Below are 25,438 nucleotides of genomic sequence, written 5' to 3'. Positions count from 1 at the left end.
AGAACTATTGCCAGACTTGCAAAAAAAACCACATTTCTTTAACCTATTTCCCGGCTGTACGGGCGATCGGCAAAAATATTAGCAACATTTCGCTCCAAAGTCAAGGGTGACAGCAAAAAAGATGAGAAGTGCGATCGGTCTTCACCAGCTCGAATTCCCGCAATATAATAAAAACAACCGGGTAATTTTCACAGAGAGAAACCTATGGCTCCGAATCCCAGCATTATGCAAGCCGTCGAGCAACTTGGCTACCGCGTTACGGTTGGAGACGTGGCGGCAAAAGCTGGATTAGATGTCAATTTTGCCCAGCGAGAACTGTTAACCCTCGCCTCCGAAGCAGGCGGCCACCTGCAAGTAGCAGAATCTGGCGACATTGCCTACCTATTTCCCAACAATTTTCGAGATATTTTGCGAAACAAATTCTTGCGCTTGCAGTTGCAGGAATGGTGGCAAAAAATCTGGAAAATTCTATTTTACTTGATTCGGATATCTTTTGGCCTAGTGCTGGTAGCTTCGATCCTCTTAATTTTTGTGGCGATCACGCTTTTACTCTCCAGCATGAGCAACAACGATAACGGGGGAGGCGGCGGTGGTGGTGGAGGCGACGGCGACGGCGGTGGCGGTGGCTTTTTCTTTTTTCCCTACTTCTGGAACGACTTAATCTGGATATTTTACTGGAATCATGACGAACCTTCCTACCAGCGATCGCGCTTAAATGGCCAAAAACCCCAGATGAGTTTTCTGGAAGCAGTTTTCTCCTTCATATTTGGAGACGGGAATCCCAATAAAAATTTAGAAGAGCGCAAGTGGAGCGATATTGCCGCCGCAATTCGCAATAACCAAGGCGCCGTCGCCGCCGAACAAATTGCGCCCTATCTCGACAATCTCGGACAGGGATATGCCAGAGAATACGAAGAATATATGTTACCGGCTCTCGCCCGTTTTGACGGCCGCCCCGAAGTCAGTCCCGAAGGGCAAATAGTCTACCATTTTCCGCAATTACAAACCACAGCAGTCCAGCAAAATCCTCAACCAGTAACAGCTTATTTGCGAGAAATGCTGTGGCGTTTCAGCCACGCCAGCTCCGGCCAAGTCATGCTTGCAGCCGGGTTAGGAGCCGTCAATCTTGTCGGTGCGCTGGTTTTGGGAAATCTATTGACTAAAAGTGCGATCGCCAGTGGATTTATCGGTTTCGTCAGCGGTATTTATCCAATGCTGCTGATTTACGGCGTCGGATTTCTGACAATTCCTTTAATTCGGTACTTCTGGATTCAGTGGAAAAATAGCAAGATAGAAGCCCGCAATCAAGAGCGGCAGCAGCGAGCTATGTTATTAAACCAACCCGATGCCAACTTGCTCCAAAAACTTGCCTACGCCCGGGAATTTGCAGCAGAAAACGTTCTGACTGGAGAAGACTTAGCTTATACAACAGAAACCGAATTAACCCAACAAGAACTAGAACAGTCAGCGAAAATAGATGCCGAATGGCAGCGGCGAATTGGGCGATCGGACAACTAATAATACTAATGACAAAAACAGGTATTTGTGGTTGTGTTTGGTGGAACTGCCATCTGGCACTATTTTCAATAACAGGCAGGATGCCTGTTCCACAATAAAATATATTTGTTGTGGAACGGGCTGCTAGCCCGTCCAGAACAGGCAAGATGCCTGTGCCACCAGAAAATATCTTTATTGTTGTGGAACGTCAAGAACAGGCAAGATGCCTGCGCCACAATAAAATATCTTTATTGTGGAACGGGCTTCTAGCCCGTTGCTGATAATGGTGCAAAAAATCAATTTTTATGCGCCTGAGACTCTTTCGTATTCCTAGTTTTTTTGACAACCTTAGCGCGTTTAAAAATCAAACAATTTTGGTCATACTTCGATTCGTGGCGGAGAGCCACAAGTTCCCACCCTTCCTCCCCCAATTGATTAACAAATAGATGCAGCGAGCCTTGTTTCCAATCTCGCATTTCTTCACCATTTACATATAAACTAATCAGCTTGTTGCCAAAAGGATACATATTCGCATCCACAAATAAATACTCCCACTTTTGCATAGCAATCCTTAATGTAATTAGTCATTAGTCATTGGTCATTGGTCATTGGTCATTGGTCAGTAGTCAGTAGTCAGTAGTCATTGGTCATTGGTCAGTAGTCATTGGTCATTGGTCAGTAGTCATTGGTAATGGGGAATTGGTAATTGGGAATTATTTTTCCCTCCAACTTCTTCCCTCTTCGCGCTTGACTTCTTCCCTCAACGTCCATCCGTTACTGAATTGGTTAAATTGGTTAAATCCGTTAAATCCGTTACCGAATCCGTTGCCGAACTTCCTTCTTTCCAGCAGTTACTGCACTGCAATTCTAGCCAAAGCAGTACCCCGGTAATAGTGCAACAAAATCTGCTGGTAGCCGTATCCCTGCCTGGCCAAATTGTAAGCCCCCCACTGACTCATGCCCACAGCGTGACCGAAACCTTTGCCATCAACTAAAAAACCCGTAGGAGGCTTCCCGCTATTTCTGCCACTAAAAATCCCCCCGTACTGAGGAATCACGGTAAAGCGGGTACTCCTCAAATTGAGAACCCGACGCAAATCTGCGCCCGTCATCACCCGAGAACCGCCATCTCCGACTACTTTCATGGACAAAACGCTGCCGTAGGCAGTAGTGCGTTCTGGCTTCATCGAGATGACATTACCTACGCCAGAAATCTTGCTGCTCATCTGAGCCCGGGAAAAATTTTCTTTCCACTGGTAAACCGGCGCGCCTTGGTCGAAGTCAGGAACAGCCCGCAGGTAAGGTAAGGGTTCCATCCAAACATCCTCGACATTTTCAGTATGTCCCCCAGATGCGGAGTGGAAAGCGGCTAAAATAATCTGACCGTTGTATGTCAGAACTTGACCAGCCGTGGCATCGACTGCCGCATAAGTGCCACTCGATTCTGTTTGCAGTCCTTTGTAAACCTGCGAAGACTGAGTATCGTCCACATCGTAAAGGTCGGTTTCGCTTTTGAGGCGCTTGTGGAGAGCGTAGGAACGGGCGGCGACTGCTTGGGCTTTCAAGGCCTCTTGAGGCCAATTGCCGCTCATTTCGGCGCCGAGAACGCTGTAGAGATACTGTTCTATATCGACGTAGTTGACGGCGGTCAAGGCTCCTTTTTCGGGAACTAGAAGCGTGCGTCCCCGATACCAGCGATCGCCAATCCAAACATAACCGTTTCCGGTCGGCTCGATCCAAATTTGATTGGCAGCCCAGCGGCCAATTGCCACCGTGCCCGATCGAAATTGAGCTGACTGAGAACTGTTGGCGGGCAGTTCGCCCAAATTGCGCCCGCTGCTGTCGCGGATTGCAGCCTTAGTAGAACTGCCAACTTTGATCTGACTTGTCCCGTCTTGTACCGCAACTCGCAAAATCAGCGCGGCTTGTGCTGGGGCTACCATTACCAGCCAAAACAACAGCGAAATCCAAAAGTAGCGTTTTGTTAATGTCGAAAGAACGGAAGTAAAGAACACTCCTGGCTGCATCTGAAAATTTTCCTCCTGTGCTGTACGAGTTTGAGAATTTTTAAGGGTAAGGTTGAGTTCGGGAAAAATGAAGGAGAACGGCAGAAAGAAAACGTTAGAATTGGGTTTGGCACTCTGTGCGGTCAAAAAAGATTTGAGCGACTAGATACTGGCACGAACAGCGATTTATCCCGGTTCCTGGCTGCGACTATTTCCTTTATGTCGGATTGGCCGCACTCTGGATATATGTAACATATTTTTTAAGATTTAATTGAGGTGATTTGACTCTTGCAGATTACATTTCTCGGAACTAGCTCCGGCGTCCCTACGCGATCGCGCAACGTTTCCAGCATCGCCCTCCGCTTGCCCCAGCGAGCGGAACTGTGGCTGTTTGACTGCGGCGAAGGAACTCAGCACCAGTTTCTCCGCAGCGAGCTAAAAGTCAGCCAACTGAGCCGCATTTTCATCACTCACCTGCACGGCGACCACATTTTCGGGTTAATGGGTTTGCTGGCTAGCTGCGGTTTAGCGGGGAATGTCAAGCGCATCGATCTTTACGGGCCTCCGGGACTTGAAGAATATTTGCAAGCTGGCGTTCGCTATTCTCAAACTCATTTTTCTTACCCAGTAAAAGTGCACAAAAGTCACGAAGGAGTCGTCTATGAAGATGATGAATATATTGTGAGTTGTGCTCCTTTGAAGCATCGAGTTACTGCTTTTGGTTATCGTGTTACCGAGAAAAATCGTCCCGGACATTTTGATGTCGAAAAAGCGAAGGCTGTCGGTATTCCTTCCGGGCCAATTTACGGCGAGTTAAAACAAGGAAAGACGGTCAAGTTATCGGATGGGCGGGAGTTTAAAGGTAGTGATTTTTGTGGCCCGGATCAAGTCGGGCGCAAGTTTGTGTATTGTACTGATACGGTTTTTTGTGACAGCGCGGTGGCATTGGCAAAGGATGCGGATTTGTTGGTGCACGAAGCGACTTTTGCTCATCAAGATGCTCAAATGGCCTTCGATCGCCTGCATTCAACCTCAACAATGGCGGCTCAAGTTGCTTTGCTGGCTGGGGCGAAACAGTTAATTATGACGCATTTTAGCCCGCGTTACGCTCCGGGAAATGCGATCGTCCTGGATGATTTGCTTAAGGAAGCCCAGGCAATTTTTCCGAATACGAAAATGGCCTATGACTTTTTGACTTACGAAGTGCCCAGGCCACAGGAAGCTGGTGCAGATTAGACGAGTAATTGCATTCAATCGCTTTCCTATCTGGAAATTATCGGCGTTGATCTGTCTGACATCAAATCCGGTAGCATCGGAATGATAAATTTATCTCCTCTTTCTCTTCTCTTTCTCTGCTTCTTCTGTGGTTGAATAATTCCGATGTCACCGGATTTGAGCTGAATAGTTTTTCTTCGGTCGCGTAATTGTGTACGTTCGTACACGAAAAAAAAAACTAGCGAAATTCATTAGGTTTTTTTTGCCCGAAGATGAACGGCCGATAACTCGCGATCAGATGAACCGGGTGTGGCGATTGCTCCCGATTAATCCCGATCGACTAGAACAAGTCCGTCGCCCAAGGCATTGGCTGCAACACCGGGTTTTCTGTGCTCTCAAATCCGGTAGCATCGGAATGATAAATTTCTCTCCTCTTTCTCTGCGGACTCTGTGGTTAAATAATTCTGATGTCACCGGATTTGATATGACATCTGCGGTTGACCGATCTGATGATCCGGCTGTGGTTGTGAGCCGAGAAGGCGCTCAAAAGGGCGATCGACCCCAGCAACGGCCTGCAACAGCCAATGGTTGCTACAATCGGGGAGGGTATATGTTGTGGCTAACACTACAGCCCCTAACCCTGAAAGCTAATAGCTAAATTATTAAAAATCTGCCTCTCCTGCCATGTTTAAAAATCTGCTAGGCGACCCCAACGCGCGCAAACTGAGAAAATTTCAGCCTTGGGTAGCTGATATCACTATTTTGGAAGAAGAAATTCACGCCCTCTCAGACGACGGCCTCAAAGGCAAAACGATCGAGTTTAAAGAACGTCTGGCAAAAGCTAAATCTCTGAATGAGGAGAAAGAAATCCTAGACGAACTTTTGCCAGAAGCTTTTGCAGTCGTGCGGGAAGCCGGACAACGAGTTTTGGGAATGCGTCACTTTGATGTCCAACTCCTCGGCGGGATTATCCTGCACAAAGGTCAAATTGCCGAAATGAAAACGGGTGAGGGCAAAACACTCGTAGCTACACTGCCGGCTTACCTCAACGCCCTCAACGGTAAAGGCGTACACATCATCACCGTCAACGATTATCTCGCCAGACGGGATGCGGAATGGATGGGACAGGTTCACCGCTTCTTGGGATTGACGGTGGGGTTGATCCAGCAGGGCATGGATCAGGCGGAACGCAAGAAAAACTATAACTGCGATATTACCTACGCGACAAACAGCGAAGTCGGCTTTGACTATTTGCGCGACAACATGGCTACTGTGATGGAAGATGTTGTGCAGCGTCCTTTCAATTTTTGCGTGATTGACGAGGTTGACTCGGTGCTGATTGATGAAGCCCGCACACCTCTAATTATTTCCGGCCAAGTCGAACGCCCTAGCGAGAAGTACATCCGGGCCGCTGAAGTGGCGGCTTCGCTGATCAAGGAAAATGAGGAACATTACGAGGTTGACGAAAAGGCGCGGAATGTGCTGTTGACCGATGAAGGGTTTGGTGAAGCTGAGAATTTGTTGGGCGTTACCGATTTGTACGATCCGGCTGATCCTTGGGCGCATTACATTTTTAATGCGATTAAGGCGAAGGAATTGTTTATTAAGGATATTAACTACATCGTCAATCTCGATCGCGAAGTGGTGATTGTCGATGAGTTTACCGGCCGGGTGATGCCCGGAAGGCGCTGGAGCGACGGTTTGCACCAGGCGATCGAAGCGAAAGAACACGCGGAAATTCAACCGGAAACTCAGACACTGGCGACGATTACTTATCAGAATTTCTTTTTGCTGTATCCGAAGCTGTCGGGGATGACAGGGACGGCGAAGACTGAGGAGACGGAATTTCAGAAGATTTACAGCCTGGAAGTGACGCTGATTCCGACAAACCGGATTCCTAGCCGTGGCGACCTTTCGGATATGGTGTATAAGGCAGAGGCCGGCAAGTGGAAGGCGATCGCCCAAGACTGTGCAGATATGCACGAACTCGGTCGGCCAGTGCTGGTGGGCACGACGAGCGTCGAAAAGTCGGAGTTGCTGTCGCGGCTGCTACAGGAACTGAAAATTCCTCACAATTTGCTGAATGCTAAACCGGAAAATGTCGAGCGGGAATCGGAAATTATCGCTCAAGCTGGACGCAAAGGCGCTGTGACGATCGCCACGAACATGGCGGGACGCGGTACAGACATCATTCTGGGCGGTAATTCTGAGTACATGGGCCGCCTGAAGTTGCGCGAGTATCTGATGCCCCGGATTGTCCAGCCAGAGGATGGAGAAGACTTTTCGCTGGTGCAAGCGCCCGGTATTGGCGGCCGCCCCGCACCTCAAGGTTTTGGTCAACCTGCCAAAAAGGTCAAGTCTTGGAAAGCTTCGGCGCAGATTTTTCCGACGCAGCTATCGAAAACTGCTGAGCAAATGCTGAAGGCGGCGGTGGAATTGGCGGTGAAGGAATATGGGGAGCGATCGCTCTCGGAATTACAAGCCGATGATATCGTGGCTGTAGCCTCGGAAAAAGCACCAACAAAAGACATCGTAATTCAAAAATTGCGGGAAGCTTACAATCTCACTCGCAGCGAATACGATGCTTTTACCAGCACCGAACACGATGAAGTCGTGCAGTTGGGAGGCTTGCACGTGATCGGTACGGAACGCCACGAATCGCGCCGGATTGACAATCAGTTGCGGGGCCGGGCTGGACGGCAAGGAGACCCCGGTTCTACGCGGTTTTTCTTGAGTTTGGAAGACAATTTGCTCAGAATTTTCGGTGGCGAGCGGGTGGCTGGTTTGATGAAGGCTTTCGGTGTTGAGGAAGATATGCCGATCGAATCTGGAATGCTGACTCGTTCCCTCGAAGGCGCTCAGAAAAAAGTCGAAACCTACTATTACGACATCCGCAAACAGGTATTTGAATACGACGAAGTGATGAACAATCAGCGTCGAGCAATCTATGCGGAACGTCGCCGAGTCTTGGAAGGTTTGGACTCGAAGGAACAGGTAATTAAATATGCCGAACAAACGATGGATGACATCGTGGGAGCATACATCAATCCCGATTTACCATCGGAAGAATGGGAACTCGACAAACTCGTCAGCAAGGTAAAGGAATTTGTTTATCTCCTAGCTGATATGACTCCGGATCAATTAGAAGATTTGTCAGTTGAGGAAACTAAAACTTTCTTACACGAACAAGTCCGCAACGCTTACGACATGAAGGAAGCGGAAGTTAATACAATCCGAGCTGAATTGATGCGCGATGCTGAACGGTTCTTTATCTTGCAGCAAATTGATACTTTGTGGCGGGAACACTTGCAACAAATGGATGCTTTGCGCGAGTCTGTCGGGTTGCGCGGTTACGGACAAAAAGACCCGTTAATCGAGTACAAAACCGAAGGTTACGAGCTGTTTTTGGACATGATGACGGATATCCGCCGGAATGTGGTTTATTCGCTGTTCCAATTCCAGCCGCAGCCTGCAATGCAGGTTTCGCCGGAGATGGTTTAAACATAGTTAACAGTTGACACTTAAAACTTAAAAATGAAGGATTTAATCTTTCATTTTTAAGTTTTATTTTAAGGGGATTTAACCCTAAAATCCTAATAGGCAAACAAACGATCGCCTTGCTGAAAAAGAATTTCTTGCAGCAATCAAGCAATTTCAATGACATCGACAAGGGCTCCAACGGTTTGCAGTTTTACAGCAACCGCGCCTTCTCCGGCTGTGGGAGCTAACGCTACAATAATTGAAGTGACTAAAGTAATTGGTTTTACCTAAAATTTGAGATTGAGGTTGTACTCTGTGAAATCGCCCCTTCGGTTACTCGCTCTGGTGTTAACTCTGTCTCTGGCTGGGATACCTCAGTTGGCTGTGGCTCAAACAATTGAGGAGCTATTTCAACAGGGTAATGCGGCTCAAAGTGCTGGTAACTACACTCAAGCTGAATCGATATGGCGTAGAGTAATTCAACTTTACCCGAATAATTCCGTAGCTTACAACAATCTGGGGGATGCCCTGATACAACAGGGAAAACTGGAAGAAGCGATCGCAGCCTACCGCCAAGCCATCCAACTTGACCCCAAAAATGCCTTAGCCTATAACAATCTGGGCGGTACGCTGAGTGAGCAGGGGAAACTAGAAGAAGCGATCACCGCCTACCGCAAAGCTCTCAGTTTGCCAGATAGTAGGACTACACAACCTTTTAGTGTCCATGCTTACGCACACTATGGACTAGGCTACACACTACAGCAGCAAGGCAATTTAGAAGCAGCCATTGAAGAATATAAACGCTCGCTTCAACTTGACCCCAAATTAGCCATAGCTTACAACCATCTGGGCCTGGCGCTGTATAACCAGGGGAAACTAGAAGATGCGATCGCCGCCTACCGCCAAGCCATCCAACTTGACCCCAAAAATGCCAATGCTTACAACGGTCTGGGCGTTGCGCTGTCTAACCAGGGGAAACTAGAAGAAGAGATCGCAGCCTATCGCCAAGCCATCCAACTTGACCCTAAATTAGCCATAGCTTACAACAATCTGGGCAATGCGCTGTATAACCAGGGGAAAGTAGAAGAAGCGATCGCGGCTTTTCGCCAAGCCATCGAACTTGACCCCAAATTAGCCATAGCTTACAACAATCTGGGCGATGCGATCAGAAATCAGGGGAAAGTGGAGGAAGCGCTCGCAGCCTACCGCCAAGCCATCCAACTTGACCCCAAAAATGCCATCCCTTACTACAATCTAGGCTATACGCTATATAACTATGGGAGACTAGAAGAAGCCTACCGCCAAGGCATCCAAGTTGACCCAAAATCTAATACTTCTTACTACAATAGTGACGAAGGAAAACTAGAGAAAGCGATCGCCGCCTACCGCCAAGCCATCCAAATTGACCCCAATTTAGCCTATGTTTACATCGGTCTGGGCGATGCGCTCAGAGACAAGGGGAAACAGGATGAAGCGATCGCCGCCTACCGCCAAGCTATCCAACTTAATCCCAAATCTGCCTTAGCTTACATCGGTCTGGGCAATGCGCTGTATAACCAGGGGAAACTGGACGAAGAGATCGCCGCCTATCGCCAAGCCATCCAAATTGACCCCAAATATGCCTCTGCTTACTACAATATGGGTCATACACTGTATCAGCAGGGGAAACTGGAGGAAGCGATCGCTGCCCAACGCCAAGCCATCCAACTTGACCCCAAATTTGCCCTTGCTTACCTCGAACTGGGCAATGCCCTCAGAAACCAGGGAAAAGTAGAGGAAGCGATCGCAGCCTACCGCCAAGGAATCCAACTTGACCCCAAATATGCTGGAGCTTACAACAATCTGGGCAGTACGCTTGTAGAGCAGGGGAAACTAGAAGAAGCGATCGCCAACTATAGGCAAGCTCTGAGTTTGCCAGATACAAGGACGGCAAAACCTTTCAGTACCCATACTTACGCACACGATGGACTAGGCTACACACTACAGCAGCAAGGCAAGTTAGAAGCAGCCATTGAAGAATATAAAAAATCGCTCCAAATTGACCCCAGTTTTATCTCTGCCAGTAACAACCTCAAAGAAGCAGAACGGCTGTTGACCATACGGCGGAATCCCCAAGCAGAAGTCATGGACGATAGCCAATACTTGCCCAAAAACGAGCCATCCTTCCCCATTTTGCGCCCAGTCGTGCTTATCATAGCCGAGTTTTCCAGTGGCGAGAAACTGGGACCTGAGAATGGCACAGGTTTAGTCATCCAGCGAGACGGCAACCGCACCTTAATTATCACCAACCGCCACGTTATTTTTGACAAAACCACAGGAAAACAAGGTCAAAACATTCAAGTCGAATTTTTCAGCGAACCCCCCTCTGGCAAACTCAGGATGCGGCGAAATGCCAGAGTTCTAGGCATGACTCCTGCTGATGACAAACTCGATATCGCCGTCTTAGAAGTCACTGGCCCCCTTCCCGACGATATCAAACCCTTGCCCACCTCCTCAAACCCCATTCAGCGCGAGATGGCTGTCCGGGCTATTGGCCATCCATTAGGGGGCATTGATTGGTCTATACAACCGGGTACAATCAGCAGCTACAACAGCCAACAATTGCAAATATCCGGGGCAGCCATTCAAGCGGGTAACTCCGGCGGCCCCGTCATTAATTCAGAAAATCAGGTTTTAGGCATTGTGGTAGAAATTAAAGGCAACCTTGGTTTTGCCTATTCCATGCCCGTAATTATGGAAAAATTACGAGAATTGGGAATTAAATAAAGTTGCTAACGCCGCCTAAGATAACTGCATTACCCAGTCAACAAAGGAAATTATGAACCCCAAACTTTTATTTGCCAGCGTCATTGCCCTCACCCTCAGCCAAATGCCCGCCCTCGCCTGTCCCGAAGGCAATCTCCGTTCCACCGACTACATCCGCCGAGGCAACCGCTGCGAAGGCATCCAGCGGCAACCCGTCAGCGGCAATAGTTTGCGCTTAATTTCCATCGCCACCCGCAAAATCCCCAGCTATCAAGCAGAAGTCTCAATGAAAATTCCCGGCATCAACGGCGGCGGAAAGCCACAAGTGAAAGTGCAATCTTTAGACAAAAACTATCAATTAGATAACCCTTCGCTTACTGAAAACAGAGGATTCTATACCTTATTATGGGATAGCTACGTTCTCAAGCGAGAGGAGGTTCCTAGCAATAGCCTGCGGGCCTTAGCATCAGTGAATTTCGGTTCACAAGTGGTGTACGTCCCCGTGATTTTAGGGCAAAGTTCTGGACAGTACGAATTTGTTTTCTATAGCCCCAGTCGGGTAAAATTCCCTGTCTTTAGAATTTTGCGAAACGGCAAAGAAGTGTACAGCAACCCCCGCAATATAGCCCAAACTAATGAAATGATTTTTACCTGGGATGGCAGCAACGCCCCCGCAGGTCGCTATGAATTGCAAATTGAGGCGGAAATTGAGCCACGAGGGAAGCAGACAGAGAAAATTAATCGAAAAATTGTCTTTGAACACAATCCTAAATGGCTGAAATAAATGCTTGTTAAGGATTCAGTTTGTAGTAATGACTGAAGCCTTTGAACTGCTCAAAAACTTACTACAAACTATTTTTTATAATAACAACGGTCAGATTTGGCAGCTTTCCCAGGCTTAAAATCACCCAGGATTAAAACATGGCACGCAGGCAAAAAATTAAGCAGCAGATTGGTGCTTTTCTCCGCGCGATAAAGATAGATAAAATTGATTGGCAAAAGCTGATTGCTATAGCACGACTGGTGATTTCTAGGATAAAAACGGGGTTAAATTGGGTGATAGCTACAGGACGACTGGTGATTTCGGGGATAAAAACGGGATTAAATTGGGTGATTAAAGCTTTAAAATCCCTCTCCAGCTATCTGTGGACAAAAAGATTACTCACTTTTGTTTTAGGCCTCTTGCTAATCTTTGGCGGTCTAACGCTTGTCGCTTTTGTACCGAGTACCCACATTTTTGAAGGCAATCTCACCGTAGAAGAGATGAGCTTTACATATGCTGGCAAAGAGCCAAAACTGTTTTTAGATACCGTTCGTGGCATCAAAAGTTTAGAAATTGAAGGCAAACAAACTCTCACTTTTACTGGAAAAATTCAAAGCCAATCTACGCCCGCATTAAATCAACTCACCATCTTAGAAATAGAGCCAATAGATAGCACAAGTAAGTGGTCAATTGCTACGGCAGACCTGAAACAATCTAGCGAATTAGAATTCACTGAACTGCGGCTGCAACCTGACACACAAGTTAATAAGCTGAGTTACGATACCTATCGCAATCAGCTTGCTTTTTCGCTGAAATCGAACACAACATTAGAAAAACCAACTAATACTAATATATTACAGCTTTCTTTGGGAAATCAACCCCTGAAAATTAGCTTAGAAGGATATCAATTGAAAAATGTAAAATTGCCAATTGATTCAGAAAAACAAAGGCAGTTAGAATTTATTCTGACACCCAACAATCAGGAATTCAGATTAAACCTTGCCGATCCTGTGACTATTTATCTGCAACCACCTGCACCCAAAAATAATGAATCTAAGCAATGGTTTCGAGGTAAAATAGAGGTAAAAGATGTACAATTTCAGCGTTTAGATAGGACAGGAGCAAATCAGGACGATAACTTACCTATTTCTACAATTCTTGAGGGTAAAGTCAAGATGGCAGAGCAGGAAAGGGAAATCAAGCCAAATCAATTTCTCATGGTCGAGGAACCGGGAATTAAACTGATCCGCTATCTTAATATTGTTCCCCAAAAAGGGTTAGAAGTCCGCATTTCTGGTAAATCGAAACTGATTCAGATCGGGTTAGATCAAGAGTTTCCTGTTTCCAGAATTCAAGCGAGTTGGCTAGATGGGGTTTTATCTGGCGATGCCATTATTGCGCTGATTTCTTTCTGTGCTGCTTCCTTTAGTTACTTGTTGTATTTTATCATTGATGATATTTCTAAATCAACAAGTAGAAATCCGTGATTTGAAGAAACGATCACATGAAATTTGGTATTATTATGCCCAATCTTCTTGGTCACTTTTTTGAAGCCTGTAAACTTCACCTGTAGAGTGAATTTTGCGGGTTTGTTCGTAAAGAGTTTCTTCGGTATGATTCCATTGTTGCAGAGCTTTTTTTAAGTCTGCTTGGATATCTCTAGCGCCGGGAAATCCTCGGTAGCGAATGATTAATCTTGCTAATTCTGATAAATTGCGATCGGTTGGTTCTCCGGCTAATACAGTATCGATGGTGGCTCGATCGCGCTTGTATTGCGGATGCTGCTGGTCTTGATTTTTTGGTTCTAAATCCATAGTCTTTTTCCTGGTAAATATGCTTTAATTTTGTTGAAATAATCTTATTTTATAACTTTTATTATAGCTAACTAAATATCTTGTAGTGCACTGCGCACCAGTTGACTTAGACGCTCACCGCGCCGGCACCAGTTGACTTTTTCGCGGATTGCGCACCCTACAAGATTAGCCGGTGCGCATTGCGCTACAATAACTAGATATTTGCTAATTCTGGTTTTAATTTTAAAGCTTTTTCTTGATAAATTAAACCTTCATTAATTCGCCCTTGCTGTTCTAATACTTTGCCTAAGTTCCAGTAAGCGGCGGCTAAGTCTGGCTGCATATTAATGGCTTTTTGGTAGTAAGTTATGGCTTCATCTAGCAAGCCTTGTTTGTAAAACATACTGCCTAAGTTAACATAGGCTGCGACTAATTTCGGGTCGAATTCGATCGCCTTTGAGTACGCACGCACCGCTGCGTCTGTCTTCCCTTGGGCTTGCAGGATATTCCCGAGGGTTTTGTAGGCGGGGGCGAAATTGGGTTGCTGGCGCAGTGTTTGGTAGCAGCAGGCGATCGCCTGTACATATTTTTGTTGCGTATAATAAACTTCGGCTATCTTGCTGTGTGCGATCGCCGCATCCGGTTCGAGTGCTAGTATTTTTTGGTATTGGGCGATCGCCTCATCGAATTTTCTTGATTGCTGAAAGTTCTCGCCATCTGACAAATACTGCTCTGTTAACTCGGAATTTACGGTCATAAATTTTCTGATCTTCAACCCGCTCTTGAGTGGGTTTTGTTCGTATAGAAGCGATTTCAATCGCCGAATTTTCAACAATCCCCAACCAAATTCAAAGATTCTGGTTGGGGATTGTTCAAAGCACAATCGCAAAAATCAAGGAGAAGGAGACAAACGCCACACCTTAATCGTGTCGTCAAAACTGCCACTGATCAGAGTTTTGTCTTGAGGATTAAAAGCCAATTCCACCCAAGTCGAATGACCTTTGAGCGTACCCGGTTCGCCACCATCCATCGCCCACAGCTTGATAGTTCCGCTCAAATCGGCGCTGGCTAGCGTCGCCCCATCGGGACTGAAAGCTAGAGACTGAATTCGATCGCTATGACCCGTAAAAGTCACCTCACCCGAGGGCTGTGGCCCGTGTTCCGTCCTGATATCCCAAATCCTCACCGTATTGTCCCAGCCGCCGCTGCCTAAAATTGTACCGTCCGGGCTGACGGTCAGCGCCGAAACAGCATCGACATGACCTGTGAGAGTGGCTTGGAATGCCCCAGTCTTCCAATTCCACATTTTGATCGTACCGTCGCCGTTGCCAGTAAACAAAGTGTCTTTATAGGCACTGAAAGCCACCGAGTGCACTTCGTCCGGCATCCCTTTGAAGGTTTGCAACTCGGCGCCGCCTTCGACTTGCCACAGTTTCAAAGTATTATCTTTGCCGACACTGGCGAGGGCTTGACCGTCGGGACTGAACACTACCGAGAACACGCCGTCTGTGTGTCCGCCCAACGTCCGAATTAACTGGCCAGAATAGAAATTCCACAGTTTAATCGTACCGTCAGCGCTGCCGCTGGCGATCGTCCTGCCGTCGGGACTGACGGCCACCGACCACACTGGCCCTAAATGTCCTGTTAAAACTTTGAGAATCTTACCGTCACGCTGGTGCAGCAGGTGAATTGTCCCGTCGTTATTCCCGCTGACGACGCGGCCGTTGGGAGTGACTGCTACGGCCCACACCGGGTTTTGGTCTTGCTCCGCCAGAGTGCGCACTGCGGGGTTTTCCAGCGATACCTGACGGTTGAAATCCTGCATGGGGGGCGGATTGAACCTAATTTTGGGAATGCTCGAAATAGGCTCAACAGAAGTGAAAGCTGGCGATGGTGGAGATGGCAACCGAGAACCCACCACTATCGACAATAGAGCAACCGCCGCTCCTCCCCACATCGCTAAAGTCCACGTAGGTTTGGTGGCGATTACGTCTATCGGGGTCGGTCCGTATTTCATGTCTGTGAGAATTGCCTCGATCGATCGATAGCGTTTTGATGGTTCTCGCTGCACCATTTTATCCAGGATGCGGCCGAGTCTCGTTGAAACTGGTACTTTCAAATAATGCCGCCAGGCCCAACTGTCGGCTTTGATGTCAAACAAATCAAAGGGCGACATTCCCGTTAACAAGTGAATGCAAGTGACGCCCAAACTGTAGATGTCACTGCTCTTAATCGCTTGACCTTTAATTTGTTCCGGGGCCGCGTATTCGGCAGAACCCGTTACCGTTTCTGTTTTGTGCGGCCCCCTGTTGGCAGGAATTGCCGCACCGAAATCGACTAAAACGAGTCCCGATTCCTCGTCCCAAGAATGCAGATGCTCTTTCTGGGCCAAAGCTGCGGAAGTTTGGGGAGTTTTGCGGTGAATAATGTTGGACGGTTTGATATCTTGGTGAATTAGTTGACTGTCGTGAACCAGTTGCAAGACAGGCAATAATTCGCTCAGCAGATACCAAATGTGAATTTCTTTAAGAACACCTTTTTCGGAAAGCCGATCGGCTAAATTGAGACCGGTGATGTATTCTTGGACTAAATACTGGCAGCCTTCGACTTCAAAAGATGCCAGCAGTTTGGGTATTTGCGGATGTTTCCCCAATTCGTCTAAGACTGAGGTGGAGCCGCGAAATGTCCGATTTAGCTGTGTGCTACCGTCGGTGACTGCTGTGGCGCAGAACTGTTGAATGACACAGCGGGGCGCTGAAGGTTGGTCTTCATCGACTGCTAAGAAGGTGCGGCAAGCGAGACTTTGACCGAGGGTGTGAAAGACTCGGTAGCGCCCTTTGAGCAGCAAGTTGGACTCGCAATTGTTGCAGACTGTCGCGCGATCGAGATTTTCGGGTTTCTGGCAATGGGGATTTGTGCAGTAACTCATTTGTCTTTCCGCTAGAGACCCCCGTCCGACTCGTGGGTGGGGGAGGAAAGCGGGGCGGTGCGTGCCGCTTCCTGTGGACAAATTAAATAATTTGAATCTTTGCTTTATGATAATTGTTTCCCAGATTTTAGCCACAATTTCTGCGGCCGATCGCACGTTAATTATTGCTGAATTTCCTGCGATCGAGGTTTAATAGGGCGATCGAACCGAACTTTGAGATTGCTGTAGGCCAGTGGCGGTGACGCAATTAGGTTATACTGTCATTGCGAATACAGTAATTAATTGCGATCGCAGCTTTCGCTTTCGCAATCGCGAGGCATTGCCCAAAAGTCGCTCCGATCACTTCTCTACAGTCAATGTCAACTCTCCAATCGATGGAAACATTAAAATTTGGGCAGTTGTCGCCAAACTAACTAATAACTTTTAACTATTACTTATGCCACTAATTCGCGTTCCTAAATCTTGGGAAATTCTCAACCCACAAATTACATCAGAAACAGCTTTTGTCAACCGCCGCCGTTTCATGACAAATTTAATTGGCGCTGGCGTGAGTGCTTCGGTGCTGTCGCTGACAGGCTGCAAAACCACTACGAACTCAAAAACTGCTTTAGATAGAAGCTCAACCGAAGCATATTCGGGCTTAACCCGGAATCCAAACTTCGCAAAGGTCGATCGGGCAATTACCGACGAAGCCCTAGCTACAAAATATAACAACTTTTACGAATATGGCGGCACAAAATCGATTTGGCAAGCCGCTCAAGCTTTGCCAACCGAAAACTGGAAAGTAGAAGTAGCAGGTTTAGTAAAAAATCCCCGCACCTACGATATTGACGACCTCAATAAAAAATTTCCCATCGAAGAACGAATTTATCGATTTCGCTGCGTAGAAGCGTGGGCGATGGTAGTTCCTTGGGTCGGATTTCCCATGAAATTACTGATGGCTGATGTCGAACCAAAATCAAACGCTAAATTCGTTCGCTTCACCTCATTTTACGACTCAAAAATAACTCCCGGCCCAGGTTTGATGTCCCAATTCTATCCTTGGCCATACACCGAAGGTATGCGAATCGAAGAAATGGCCAACGATTTAGCTTTTTTTGCCACAGGTTTGTACGGGCGGCGGCTACCAAAACAAAATGGTGCGCCCCTGCGGCAAGTAATTCCTTGGAAATACGGTTTTAAGGGCGCAAAGTCGATCGTCAAAATTGAATTTGTCGAAAAACAGCCCGTCACTTTTTGGAATACAATCGGCCCCAACGAATACGCCTTTGAGGCCAATGTCGAACCCGACAAACCACACCCAAGATGGTCACAAGCCAGCGAACGAGTAGTCGGCCCCGGTAACAGTTGGTCGTGGGAAACTCGCCCGACTTTGCCCTATAACGGCTACGGCGAATATGTGGCGAGTTTGTACAGTTAATTACAGCAAATAGCAGGTCGATTGAGGGCGGACACGCACCATGCACCGCCCCTACAAAAATCAGTTTCTCTCTTTCTCTTTCTCTGCGCCGTCTGCGTTCTCTGCGGTTAAAAAAAAATCTTTCAGGTTCGCTTCAGCTAGAGCAAATACAGGACATGGCAGTGCCGTGTCCCTACCTGAATATCTGTAATTTATTTGTAAATTTTACATAAAATTAGCAGTCGAGCGATTACAATAAAAATTGCTGAATCTACATTTAAACAGATATAAATTCCTGATGCCATTGTTGAGCGACTTTATCCCAGCCAAATGAATCTTTAAGAGCTAATGCTTCCTGTCTTAAAGATTCTTGTTTCTCAGGATTTTTTAGCAAGTCTATCACTGCTTCAATAAAAGCATTATTAGTTTCTTCATCGCCAGCAGGACCTTGAATTCTGATACCTGATTTCACAGTTTCATCTAAACCTGCATAAGTTGTTACCACAGGAACACAACCAGCAGCTTGAGCTTTCCAAGCACTAATACAAAAAATCTCCACAGCAGTATGACAAGGATAAACCCAGATTCCAGATTGGAATAATTCTTCAACTAACTCCTTGTGTCCAATTCTGCCATGTTCATAGACATTTTTCTGCTCGAAAAGTTGTAAAAGTTGTTTCTTTTTATCTGGTAATTGTGGAAACCTTTCAATATAGGGTGAATTAATTAAAGCATCAACTCCTTGCCAACCATAAAAAATATGTAATTCAACATCTGGCACTTCTTTGAGAACCGCATCCCATTGAGTAAGTAAATTTTCAATACCTCTTGTATAATCACTAATCGAAATTAGTCTCTTGGGATTTCTTGCAATTCCTGTTAAATGGAAATCTTCGAGATTAATCCCATTGGTTGTTAAAAATATCTTGTTTTCAGGAATCCAGTCTGGCAGAAGAGATTTATGAAAATTTGACAACATAAAAATTTTGTCAAAACTTGCCAGAAATTCTAAACGCTGAGACTCTGCTACTGGAGCAAATAATTGCGGGTTGTCGTGCATCCACACAGCAGTTTTTCTGGCTTTAGCTTTCATTAGCATAGGTTGTGTCCAAACGCGATGAAAGATTAAGACATTAAAGTTATCTTGGGGATTAAATTTATCAACTGACTGATAAACTACACCATTATATTCCCCTTCCAAATCGCCGCATCGATTAAAAACATTAACCTGGTAGCCTAGCTTCACTAATTCTTGACTTAAGTAAATTATCGCTTCTTCGCTGCCACCAATACCTTTATTCACAGATAGAGGAGACCAATCTTCTACATGAAGTGGAAAATTGGTATAAATTACGATTGAATTATTGCCCCAGTTCATATTATTTGAGTTTCCAAAACTTTTGATAACAAAATTATATATGTAAAATTGACCTTTTGTCAAATAAATCCCACAGTTCAATTCTTCCGTACTTAGTTATTGTAGGGTGCGTCAGCGGGTAAAAAATCTTGAGTAAGTAGTCCAAACATTCAGCCCGCTGACGCACCCTACGGTTAGTTATTAACCACAAATTCCTGCACTCTCTGCCAAACTCGTTCCAACAAATCTGGCGCGCTAACATCAAACCATTCAATTTCAGGATAAGCACGAAACCAAGTCCGCTGTCTCTTCGCAAATTGTCTTGTGTGCAAAATTGTTAATTCTTTAGCTTCTTCCAGCTTAATGTCGCCTGCTAAATATTGTTTCATTTCCTGATAGCCGAGGGTGTTCAAAAGCGGTAAGTCGCAGCCGTATTTTTTACACAAATATTCGACTTCAGCTAACCAACCGCGTTCTAACATTTGTTCGGTGCGTTGTTTGATCCGATCGCCCAAAACATCAATATCACAGTCCAACCCAATTTGTAAAATAGGATAATCGGGAGGATTTTCGCCCTGCTGTTCGGAAATTGAGCGCCCAGTCACATAAAATACTTCCAGTGCCCTTAAGGTTCTGAAGGAATCGTTGAGGTGAATTTTTTGAGTAGACAATGGATCGACCTGCTGCAACATCGCATAACATTGAGATTGTCCGAGATCCGCAAGTTGCGATCGCAATTCAGGAATCGGCCCCACCATCGGAATTTTCAAACCCTTGACAATAGATTTGAGGTACAAACCAGTCCCTCCCACCAACAACAGCGGGGAATCGACATCAGAAATTATTTTTTGAGCTTGCTGCTGGTATTCTGCGAGTGTTAGAGTTTCGGTCGGATCGCAGATATCAATCAAGTGATGCGGTACAGAAGTGCGATCGACCGCCGTGGGTTTTGCGGTTCCGATGTCAAATTCGCGGTACACTTGACGGGAGTCCGCACTCAAAATCGCAGATTGCAGTCGCGAAGCCAAAGCCAAAGCCACTCCCGACTTGCCCGTCGCCGTCGCTCCACAAATTGTAATTAAACTAAACATAAGCTGTCGCACATTTCCCTATAACAACCCTCAAATCCTCTCCCCGACTCTTTTCCTCTCCGCTTTCCCCTCTCTCCCTCCACTCATTCACCGCGCTACGCCTCGGAAATCGCGAAGTAATCTCACAACTATTCGCCTCCGTCCCCCCGATAAATTTGCCTTTAGAAAGCCCTAGCATCGCCTTTAACGGTTTTGTGCTATAATTCTAGGAGTTTTCCCATTTTAGAAGCTTTTGGGGCTTTAGGCCTCATTATTGGAGCTATTTTTGTATGACCAGCAGCTACAGCGCCGATCAAATTCAGGTTCTCGAAGGTCTCGAAGCAGTCCGCAAACGACCGGGGATGTACATCGGTACCACAGGCCCGCGAGGACTCCACCATTTAGTTTACGAGGTTGTTGACAACTCGATCGATGAGGCGCTGGCTGGCCACTGCACCCACATCGAGGTTGACATCAAGGCTGACGGTTCCGTTACCGTGACAGACGACGGACGCGGCATTCCCACGGGCATCGTTGCCAAAACTGGTAAATCGGGAGTAGAAACAGTAATGACTGTGCTCCACGCCGGCGGTAAATTTGGCGGTGGTGGCTACAAGGTTTCTGGAGGATTGCACGGTGTAGGTATTTCTGTTGTTAACGCGCTGTCGGAATGGGTAGAAGTGACAGTTTGGCGCGACCAAAAAGAACATTTACAGCGCTATGAAAGAGGCAATCCTGTCACCGAACTTAACGCCAAACCCAGCAAAGGCGATCGCAGCGGCACTTCAGTTTCTTTCTTGCCAGATACTCAGATATTTAGCACGGGCATTGAATTTGATTATACGATACTTGCTGCGCGGTTGCGAGAATTGGGTTACTTGAATGCGGGCGTGAGAATTACTTTCAGTGACCACCGTTTGGAACTACTAAAAAGTGACGAACCTCGGATCGAAACTTACTGTTATGAGGGCGGAATCAAGGAATACATCGCCTACATGAACCGCGAAAAACAGCCTCTGCACGAAGAAGTGATTTATGTGCAAGGCGAACGCAATAATGTGCAAATAGAAGTGGCTTTGCAGTGGTGCGTTGATGCTTTTAGCGATAATGTTCTCGGTTTTGCGAACAACATTCGGACTATAGACGGTGGGACGCACTTAGAAGGTTTGAAGGCAGTTTTGACGCGGACGATGAATTCGATCGCCCGCAAGCGCAACAAAATCAAAGAAAACGAGCCCAACCTCGCCGGCGAAAACGTCCGCGAAGGTTTGACAGCCGTGATTTCGGTCAAAGTTCCCGATCCAGAATTTGAAGGCCAAACTAAAACTAAGTTGGGAAATACCGAAGTCCGGGGAATAGTTGATTCCTTGGTAGGCGAAGTATTGACCGAATATTTGGAGTTTCGCCCCCAAGTAGCAGACGCTATTTTGGAAAAAGCAATTCAGGCATTTAAAGCCGCTGAAGCCGCCCGTCGTGCCCGCGATTTAGTCCGCCGGAAATCTGTTTTAGAATCGTCTCCTTTGCCCGGAAAATTAGCGGACTGTAGCTCCAGAGACCCCGCCCTGTCTGAGATATACCTGGTGGAAGGCGATTCCGCAGGCGGATCTGCCAAACAAGGGCGCGATCGGCAATTCCAAGCAATCTTGCCTTTGCGCGGTAAAATTCTCAACATTGAGAAAACCGACGATGCCAAAATTTACAAGAATAATGAAATTCAATCATTAATTACAGCGCTGGGTTTGGGTATCAAAGGCGAAGAATTTGATCCGTCGCAATTGCGGTATCACCATATCGTAATTATGAGCGTAGCCGGCGATGAACCAACGTTGGTGATGGACAATACAGGACGAACAGAATTCGTCACAATTGGTGGGTTCATTGATGACTGCGTAGAAGGCCGCCGCGCTGCTGACCAATATCAGGTGATGTCCTTCGATCAAACTACTCATGCTACTCGTTTTCGCCCTCTAAAAGCTGTGATTCGTCACGGACACGAGGAAGCGATGTATAAACTAACGACTCGCTACAATCGATCGATCAAAGTGACATCATCTCACAGCGTTTTCGTCTTTGAAAATAACGAAGTTATTCTCAAAAAAGGCAACGAAGTTAAGCCTGGGGATCTCCTAGTTGCAAGTCGGCGTTTACCGCGCCCAGCAGTTGCTCCAACACAGATAGATTTGCTGCAAACTTTTTATAGTGCTGAGTTGACCAAAGCACTTTATCTCAAAGGTGAGGACGTGAGGCAAGTTGCAAGTCAGCGTGTCTTGGCAAAAGTTTCTCAGCCCGATCAATGGAGTGAACCGCGAGTAGAAGTAGACGATGAAGCGTGGCAAAAATTAATCGCCCAACGCCAAGCAACAGGCATTTCTCAAAAGCAAGTTGCAGCTTCAGTTGGAGTGAAACAGCCCATCACAATTAGTCAGTGGGAACGTGGTATCAGCCGCCCAATTTTATCTCACTTCTTGAGCTATCTTGAGGCAATTGGCAGCAACGACAACGTTGTATACCAAACAGTACCCTCGAAAATTGACGATCGCCTCGCCCAAGATGATACGAGCAAAAATGCTCACTGGCGCGAAGTTAGCTGTTACAAACCCTTCGATTACTTCACAGCAGGCGAAATAGCACAACTCGGCGAAGATGTGCAAATTGTGCCCCAAGCACACGGCGAAAAAGCCTTTGCGCGCTACCTACCTGTCAGTCGAGAATTGATGTGGTTTCTGGGCTGGTATGTAGCTGAGGGAACTCTCAGCCAACATCAAGTTAGCCTTAACCTGGGCAAGAAAGATCAGCGGTTTATTCCTGAAATGATTGCTGCCATTGAGTCGGTATTTAACGAAACACCTCGTCAATATAACGATCCAGATAGTGACGGAATTAAGCTTTACTTCCACAGTGTGGCAGCGGCGCGATTAATCCGAGCTTGGGGTTTGGGCAAGCAAGCACATTTGAAGCAACTGCCAGATATGGTGTTCAGCTTGTGTGAAGAACTGCAAATGGCTTTTCTGGAAGGCTATTTCCTTGGCGACGGTACAACGGGCGGCAGTCACTTGTCGTTGACAACTAATTCTGCCAAACTTAAGGATGGGTTGCTTTATTTGTTGGGACAGTTAGGAATTATTGCCAGTCCAACTCGTCACGAACCGTCTACTGCTGTAGATGCGGAAATTCAAACGCGACATCCTTATTATTCGATCGCGATTTGCAGCAAAGATCAACTTGATATGTGTCGCCAAATTTGGCAGCGACACGCCAATGCCGATCGCGTGGAAGCTCATCTGGCGCGCCCCGATCGCAAATCATCAGACTACGTGCCAATTAGCGATGATTTAATGGGTTTGAAAGTGATTTCGGCATCTGAGATTGACTTAGTAGGCGACTATGTTTATGACTTCTCAGTCGAAGATGATGAAAACTTTGTCTGCGGTACTGGCGGTTTGTGCGCGCACAACACTGACGCTGACGTAGATGGTGCCCACATCCGCACGCTGTTGCTGACTTTCTTCTACCGCTACCAGCGCGCACTTGTAGATCAAGGTTATATCTACATTGCGTGTCCTCCTCTCTATAAAGTGGAACGGGGACGCAATCATTACTACTGTTACAGCGAACGCGAAAGGAACAATCTGATCCGTAATGAATTTCCGGCGAATGCCAACTATACCATCCAGCGGTTTAAAGGTTTGGGCGAAATGATGCCGACACAGTTGTGGGATACGACGATGAACCCGGAAACTCGGACGCTGAAACGGGTGGAAATTGACGACGCTGCTGAAGCCGATCGCATCTTTACTATCTTAATGGGCGATCGAGTCGCCCCCCGCCGCGAGTTCATCGAAACCTTCGGCCCCAAACTCAATATGCTTGACTTGGACATCTAAGTTAGTTGACAGTTGACAGTTGGCAGTTGATAGTTGGCGAGGATGAGTCAGTAGTCATTAGTCATTAGTCATTAGTTAGTGGCTACTGCCAACTGGCTACTGCCAACTGGCTACTGCCAACTGGCTACTGCCAACTGGCTACTGCCAACTGGCTACTGCCAACTGACTACTGCCAACTGGCTACTGCCAACTGACTACTGCCAACTGGCTACTGCCAACTGACTACTGCAACTTTTGTTATAAAAATTAATACAATCTCTCATCAAATCGATCTAAGGTAAGTGCTTAGGTAATTTTTAGATTTTTGGCGCATCCATCAGCTACCACAAAAATAGAAGGTTGGACAATATACTATGAGCATCAATTTAGCGACCAAATTGCGTGAGGGAACCAAAAAATCCCACTCGATGGCAGAAAACGTCGGTTTTGTCAAGTGCTTTTTAAAAGGCGTTGTAGAAAAAAATTCTTACCGGAAGTTAGTGGCAAACCTCTACTTTGTCTACTCGGCAATGGAAGAGGAAATGGAACGCCAAAAGCAGCATCCGGTTGTTTCAAAAATTTACTTTTCTCAGTTAAATCGGAAACAAAGCTTAGAGCAAGATTTGTTCTACTACTACGGTGCGAATTGGCGCGAACAAATAGCTCCGTCCGCCGCAGCTAAAGCCTACATCAAACGGATTCACGAGATCTCGGCTACCGAACCAGAACTATTAGTTGCTCATTCTTACACTCGCTATCTCGGCGATTTGTCCGGTGGACAAATCCTGAAGGGAATTGCCCAACGGGGAATGAATTTGACCGAGGGAGAAGGTACTGCTTTCTATGAATTCGCCGATATTCCTGATGAAAAAGAATTTAAGACTAACTACCGTGGAGCAATGAATGAATTGCCGATCGACGAAGCCACAGCAGAACGAATTGTTGACGAAGCTAATGCAGCTTTTGGCATGAACATGAAGATGTTTATGGAGTTAGAAGGCAATTTGATTAAAGCTGTCGGTCAGATGCTGTTCAATACCCTGACGCGGAAGCGCGGCGCCGCCAGTACCGAATTGGCTACTGCTGATTAGTCAATACTCATTGGCAATAATTTGAGCCTCGTTTAAGAGGAAAACTTTAAATCCTGGGGGTTTGATGGCTGCTTTTACAGTCACCAAAGCTCCGGGATTTTGCATGGCGGGCGATCGACATCTCTATTACCAATTACCAATTATATCGTTTCCGGTTGCATCGGAATTATTAGCCAAAATGAGGAGACGGCAGTGCCGTGTCCCTACCCAAAATAACATTGTAGGGACAC

At 46.6% G+C, this 25,438-nt stretch carries 18 protein-coding genes; 11 read left to right on the top strand and 7 right to left on the bottom strand.

The annotated features are described in order from the left end of the window. Positions 1–204: 204 nt before the first annotated feature. Complete coding sequence (locus QUB68_RS26325; RefSeq protein WP_332997872.1) at positions 205–1,518, top strand: hypothetical protein; 1,314 nt, start codon at positions 205–207, stop codon at positions 1,516–1,518. Positions 1,519–1,793: 275 nt separating this feature from the next. On the opposite strand, the gene QUB68_RS26320 is transcribed toward QUB68_RS26325, so the two are convergent. Continuing rightward, positions 1,794–2,060, bottom strand: coding sequence for a hypothetical protein (locus QUB68_RS26320; protein WP_332997871.1), 267 nt, complete (start codon positions 2,058–2,060; stop codon positions 1,794–1,796). Positions 2,061–2,348: 288 nt separating this feature from the next. After that, positions 2,349–3,524 carry a SpoIID/LytB domain-containing protein gene (locus QUB68_RS26315; RefSeq protein ID WP_332997870.1) on the bottom strand — a complete coding sequence of 392 codons (1,176 nt, stop codon included), beginning with the start codon at positions 3,522–3,524 and terminating at the stop codon, positions 2,349–2,351. A 267-nt stretch (positions 3,525–3,791) separates the two neighbouring features. Here QUB68_RS26315 and QUB68_RS26310 point away from each other — a divergent pair, with 267 nt between their 5' ends. The 6 genes from QUB68_RS26310 (at position 3,792) to QUB68_RS26285 (ending at position 13,193) form a co-directional block, all read left to right on the top strand. Further along, complete coding sequence (locus QUB68_RS26310; RefSeq protein WP_332997869.1) at positions 3,792–4,739, top strand: ribonuclease Z; 948 nt, start codon at positions 3,792–3,794, stop codon at positions 4,737–4,739. Positions 4,740–4,980: 241 nt separating this feature from the next. After that, positions 4,981–5,376 carry a hypothetical protein gene (locus QUB68_RS26305; protein ID WP_332997868.1) on the top strand — a complete coding sequence of 132 codons (396 nt, stop codon included), beginning with the start codon at positions 4,981–4,983 and terminating at the stop codon, positions 5,374–5,376. A gap of 26 nt (positions 5,377–5,402) precedes the next feature. Further along, the gene (secA, locus tag QUB68_RS26300) at positions 5,403–8,219 is read left to right on the top strand and encodes a preprotein translocase subunit SecA (RefSeq protein ID WP_332997867.1); all 2,817 of its coding nucleotides are present in this window, start codon (positions 5,403–5,405) and stop codon (positions 8,217–8,219) included. 294 nt (positions 8,220–8,513) lie between these two features. Beyond that, complete coding sequence (locus tag QUB68_RS26295) at positions 8,514–10,964, top strand: serine protease (RefSeq protein WP_332997866.1); 2,451 nt, start codon at positions 8,514–8,516, stop codon at positions 10,962–10,964. 52 nt (positions 10,965–11,016) lie between these two features. Further along, a complete protein-coding gene (locus QUB68_RS26290; RefSeq protein ID WP_332997865.1) occupies positions 11,017–11,727 on the top strand; it encodes a hypothetical protein in 711 nt (236 codons plus the stop codon). Between the two features lie 137 nt (positions 11,728–11,864). After that, positions 11,865–13,193 (top strand): hypothetical protein, encoded by a 1,329-nt coding sequence (locus QUB68_RS26285; RefSeq protein WP_332997864.1) that lies wholly within the window; start codon positions 11,865–11,867, stop codon positions 13,191–13,193. A gap of 33 nt (positions 13,194–13,226) precedes the next feature. Here the strand turns inward: QUB68_RS26285 and QUB68_RS26280 are convergent, their stop codons facing one another. The 3 genes from QUB68_RS26280 to QUB68_RS26270 all read right to left on the bottom strand — a co-directional run bounded on the left by QUB68_RS26280 (position 13,227) and on the right by QUB68_RS26270 (position 16,428). Further along, positions 13,227–13,520, bottom strand: coding sequence for a DUF3288 family protein (locus QUB68_RS26280; protein ID WP_332997863.1), 294 nt, complete (start codon positions 13,518–13,520; stop codon positions 13,227–13,229). 193 nt (positions 13,521–13,713) lie between these two features. After that, entirely contained in the window at positions 13,714–14,274 is a 561-nt protein-coding gene (locus tag QUB68_RS26275; RefSeq protein WP_332997949.1) for a tetratricopeptide repeat protein, read from the bottom strand. Between the two features lie 117 nt (positions 14,275–14,391). Further along, positions 14,392–16,428, bottom strand: coding sequence for a serine/threonine-protein kinase (locus QUB68_RS26270; protein WP_332997862.1), 2,037 nt, complete (start codon positions 16,426–16,428; stop codon positions 14,392–14,394). Between the two features lie 61 nt (positions 16,429–16,489). On the opposite strand from QUB68_RS26270, the gene QUB68_RS26265 reads away from it, so the two are divergent. Together QUB68_RS26265 and msrP are read left to right on the top strand one after the other, a co-directional pair. Then, complete coding sequence (locus QUB68_RS26265; protein WP_332997861.1) at positions 16,490–16,621, top strand: hypothetical protein; 132 nt, start codon at positions 16,490–16,492, stop codon at positions 16,619–16,621. Positions 16,622–16,864: 243 nt separating this feature from the next. Then, entirely contained in the window at positions 16,865–17,848 is a 984-nt protein-coding gene (msrP, locus tag QUB68_RS26260; RefSeq protein ID WP_332997860.1) for a protein-methionine-sulfoxide reductase catalytic subunit MsrP, read from the top strand. Between the two features lie 256 nt (positions 17,849–18,104). Here the strand turns inward: msrP and QUB68_RS26255 are convergent, their stop codons facing one another. Together QUB68_RS26255 and miaA are read right to left on the bottom strand one after the other, a co-directional pair. Continuing rightward, entirely contained in the window at positions 18,105–19,268 is a 1,164-nt protein-coding gene (locus QUB68_RS26255; RefSeq protein ID WP_332997859.1) for a glycosyltransferase family 4 protein, read from the bottom strand. A gap of 110 nt (positions 19,269–19,378) precedes the next feature. Continuing rightward, positions 19,379–20,275: a tRNA (adenosine(37)-N6)-dimethylallyltransferase MiaA gene (miaA, locus tag QUB68_RS26250; RefSeq protein WP_332997858.1), complete on the bottom strand. Its 897-nt coding sequence runs from the start codon at positions 20,273–20,275 to the stop codon at positions 19,379–19,381. Positions 20,276–20,544: 269 nt separating this feature from the next. On the opposite strand from miaA, the gene QUB68_RS26245 reads away from it, so the two are divergent. Together QUB68_RS26245 and QUB68_RS26240 are read left to right on the top strand one after the other, a co-directional pair. Beyond that, positions 20,545–24,138 (top strand): DNA gyrase subunit B, encoded by a 3,594-nt coding sequence (locus QUB68_RS26245; RefSeq protein ID WP_332997857.1) that lies wholly within the window; start codon positions 20,545–20,547, stop codon positions 24,136–24,138. A gap of 353 nt (positions 24,139–24,491) precedes the next feature. Continuing rightward, entirely contained in the window at positions 24,492–25,208 is a 717-nt protein-coding gene (locus QUB68_RS26240; RefSeq protein ID WP_332997856.1) for a biliverdin-producing heme oxygenase, read from the top strand. Positions 25,209–25,438: the final 230 nt, after the last annotated feature.

It is taken from the genome of Microcoleus sp. A006_D1 (assembly GCF_036702805.1).
In the GTDB taxonomy this organism is placed as follows: Bacteria; Cyanobacteriota; Cyanobacteriia; order Cyanobacteriales; family Microcoleaceae; genus Microcoleus.
This window is presented reverse-complemented; position numbering and strand designations above follow the sequence as displayed.

Coding starts and splice junctions, on each gene's coding strand:
- QUB68_RS26285 (WP_332997864.1), top strand. CDS start 11,865: ATGGCACGCAGGCAAAAAATTAAGCAGCAGATTGGTGCTTTTCTCCGC.
- miaA (WP_332997858.1), bottom strand. CDS start 20,275: ATGTTTAGTTTAATTACAATTTGTGGAGCGACGGCGACGGGCAAGTCG.
- QUB68_RS26280 (WP_332997863.1), bottom strand. CDS start 13,520: ATGGATTTAGAACCAAAAAATCAAGACCAGCAGCATCCGCAATACAAG.
- QUB68_RS26245 (WP_332997857.1), top strand. CDS start 20,545: ATGACCAGCAGCTACAGCGCCGATCAAATTCAGGTTCTCGAAGGTCTC.
- QUB68_RS26270 (WP_332997862.1), bottom strand. CDS start 16,428: ATGAGTTACTGCACAAATCCCCATTGCCAGAAACCCGAAAATCTCGAT.
- QUB68_RS26315 (WP_332997870.1), bottom strand. CDS start 3,524: ATGCAGCCAGGAGTGTTCTTTACTTCCGTTCTTTCGACATTAACAAAA.
- QUB68_RS26290 (WP_332997865.1), top strand. CDS start 11,017: ATGAACCCCAAACTTTTATTTGCCAGCGTCATTGCCCTCACCCTCAGC.
- msrP (WP_332997860.1), top strand. CDS start 16,865: ATGCCACTAATTCGCGTTCCTAAATCTTGGGAAATTCTCAACCCACAA.
- QUB68_RS26240 (WP_332997856.1), top strand. CDS start 24,492: ATGAGCATCAATTTAGCGACCAAATTGCGTGAGGGAACCAAAAAATCC.
- secA (WP_332997867.1), top strand. CDS start 5,403: ATGTTTAAAAATCTGCTAGGCGACCCCAACGCGCGCAAACTGAGAAAA.
- QUB68_RS26320 (WP_332997871.1), bottom strand. CDS start 2,060: ATGCAAAAGTGGGAGTATTTATTTGTGGATGCGAATATGTATCCTTTT.
- QUB68_RS26325 (WP_332997872.1), top strand. CDS start 205: ATGGCTCCGAATCCCAGCATTATGCAAGCCGTCGAGCAACTTGGCTAC.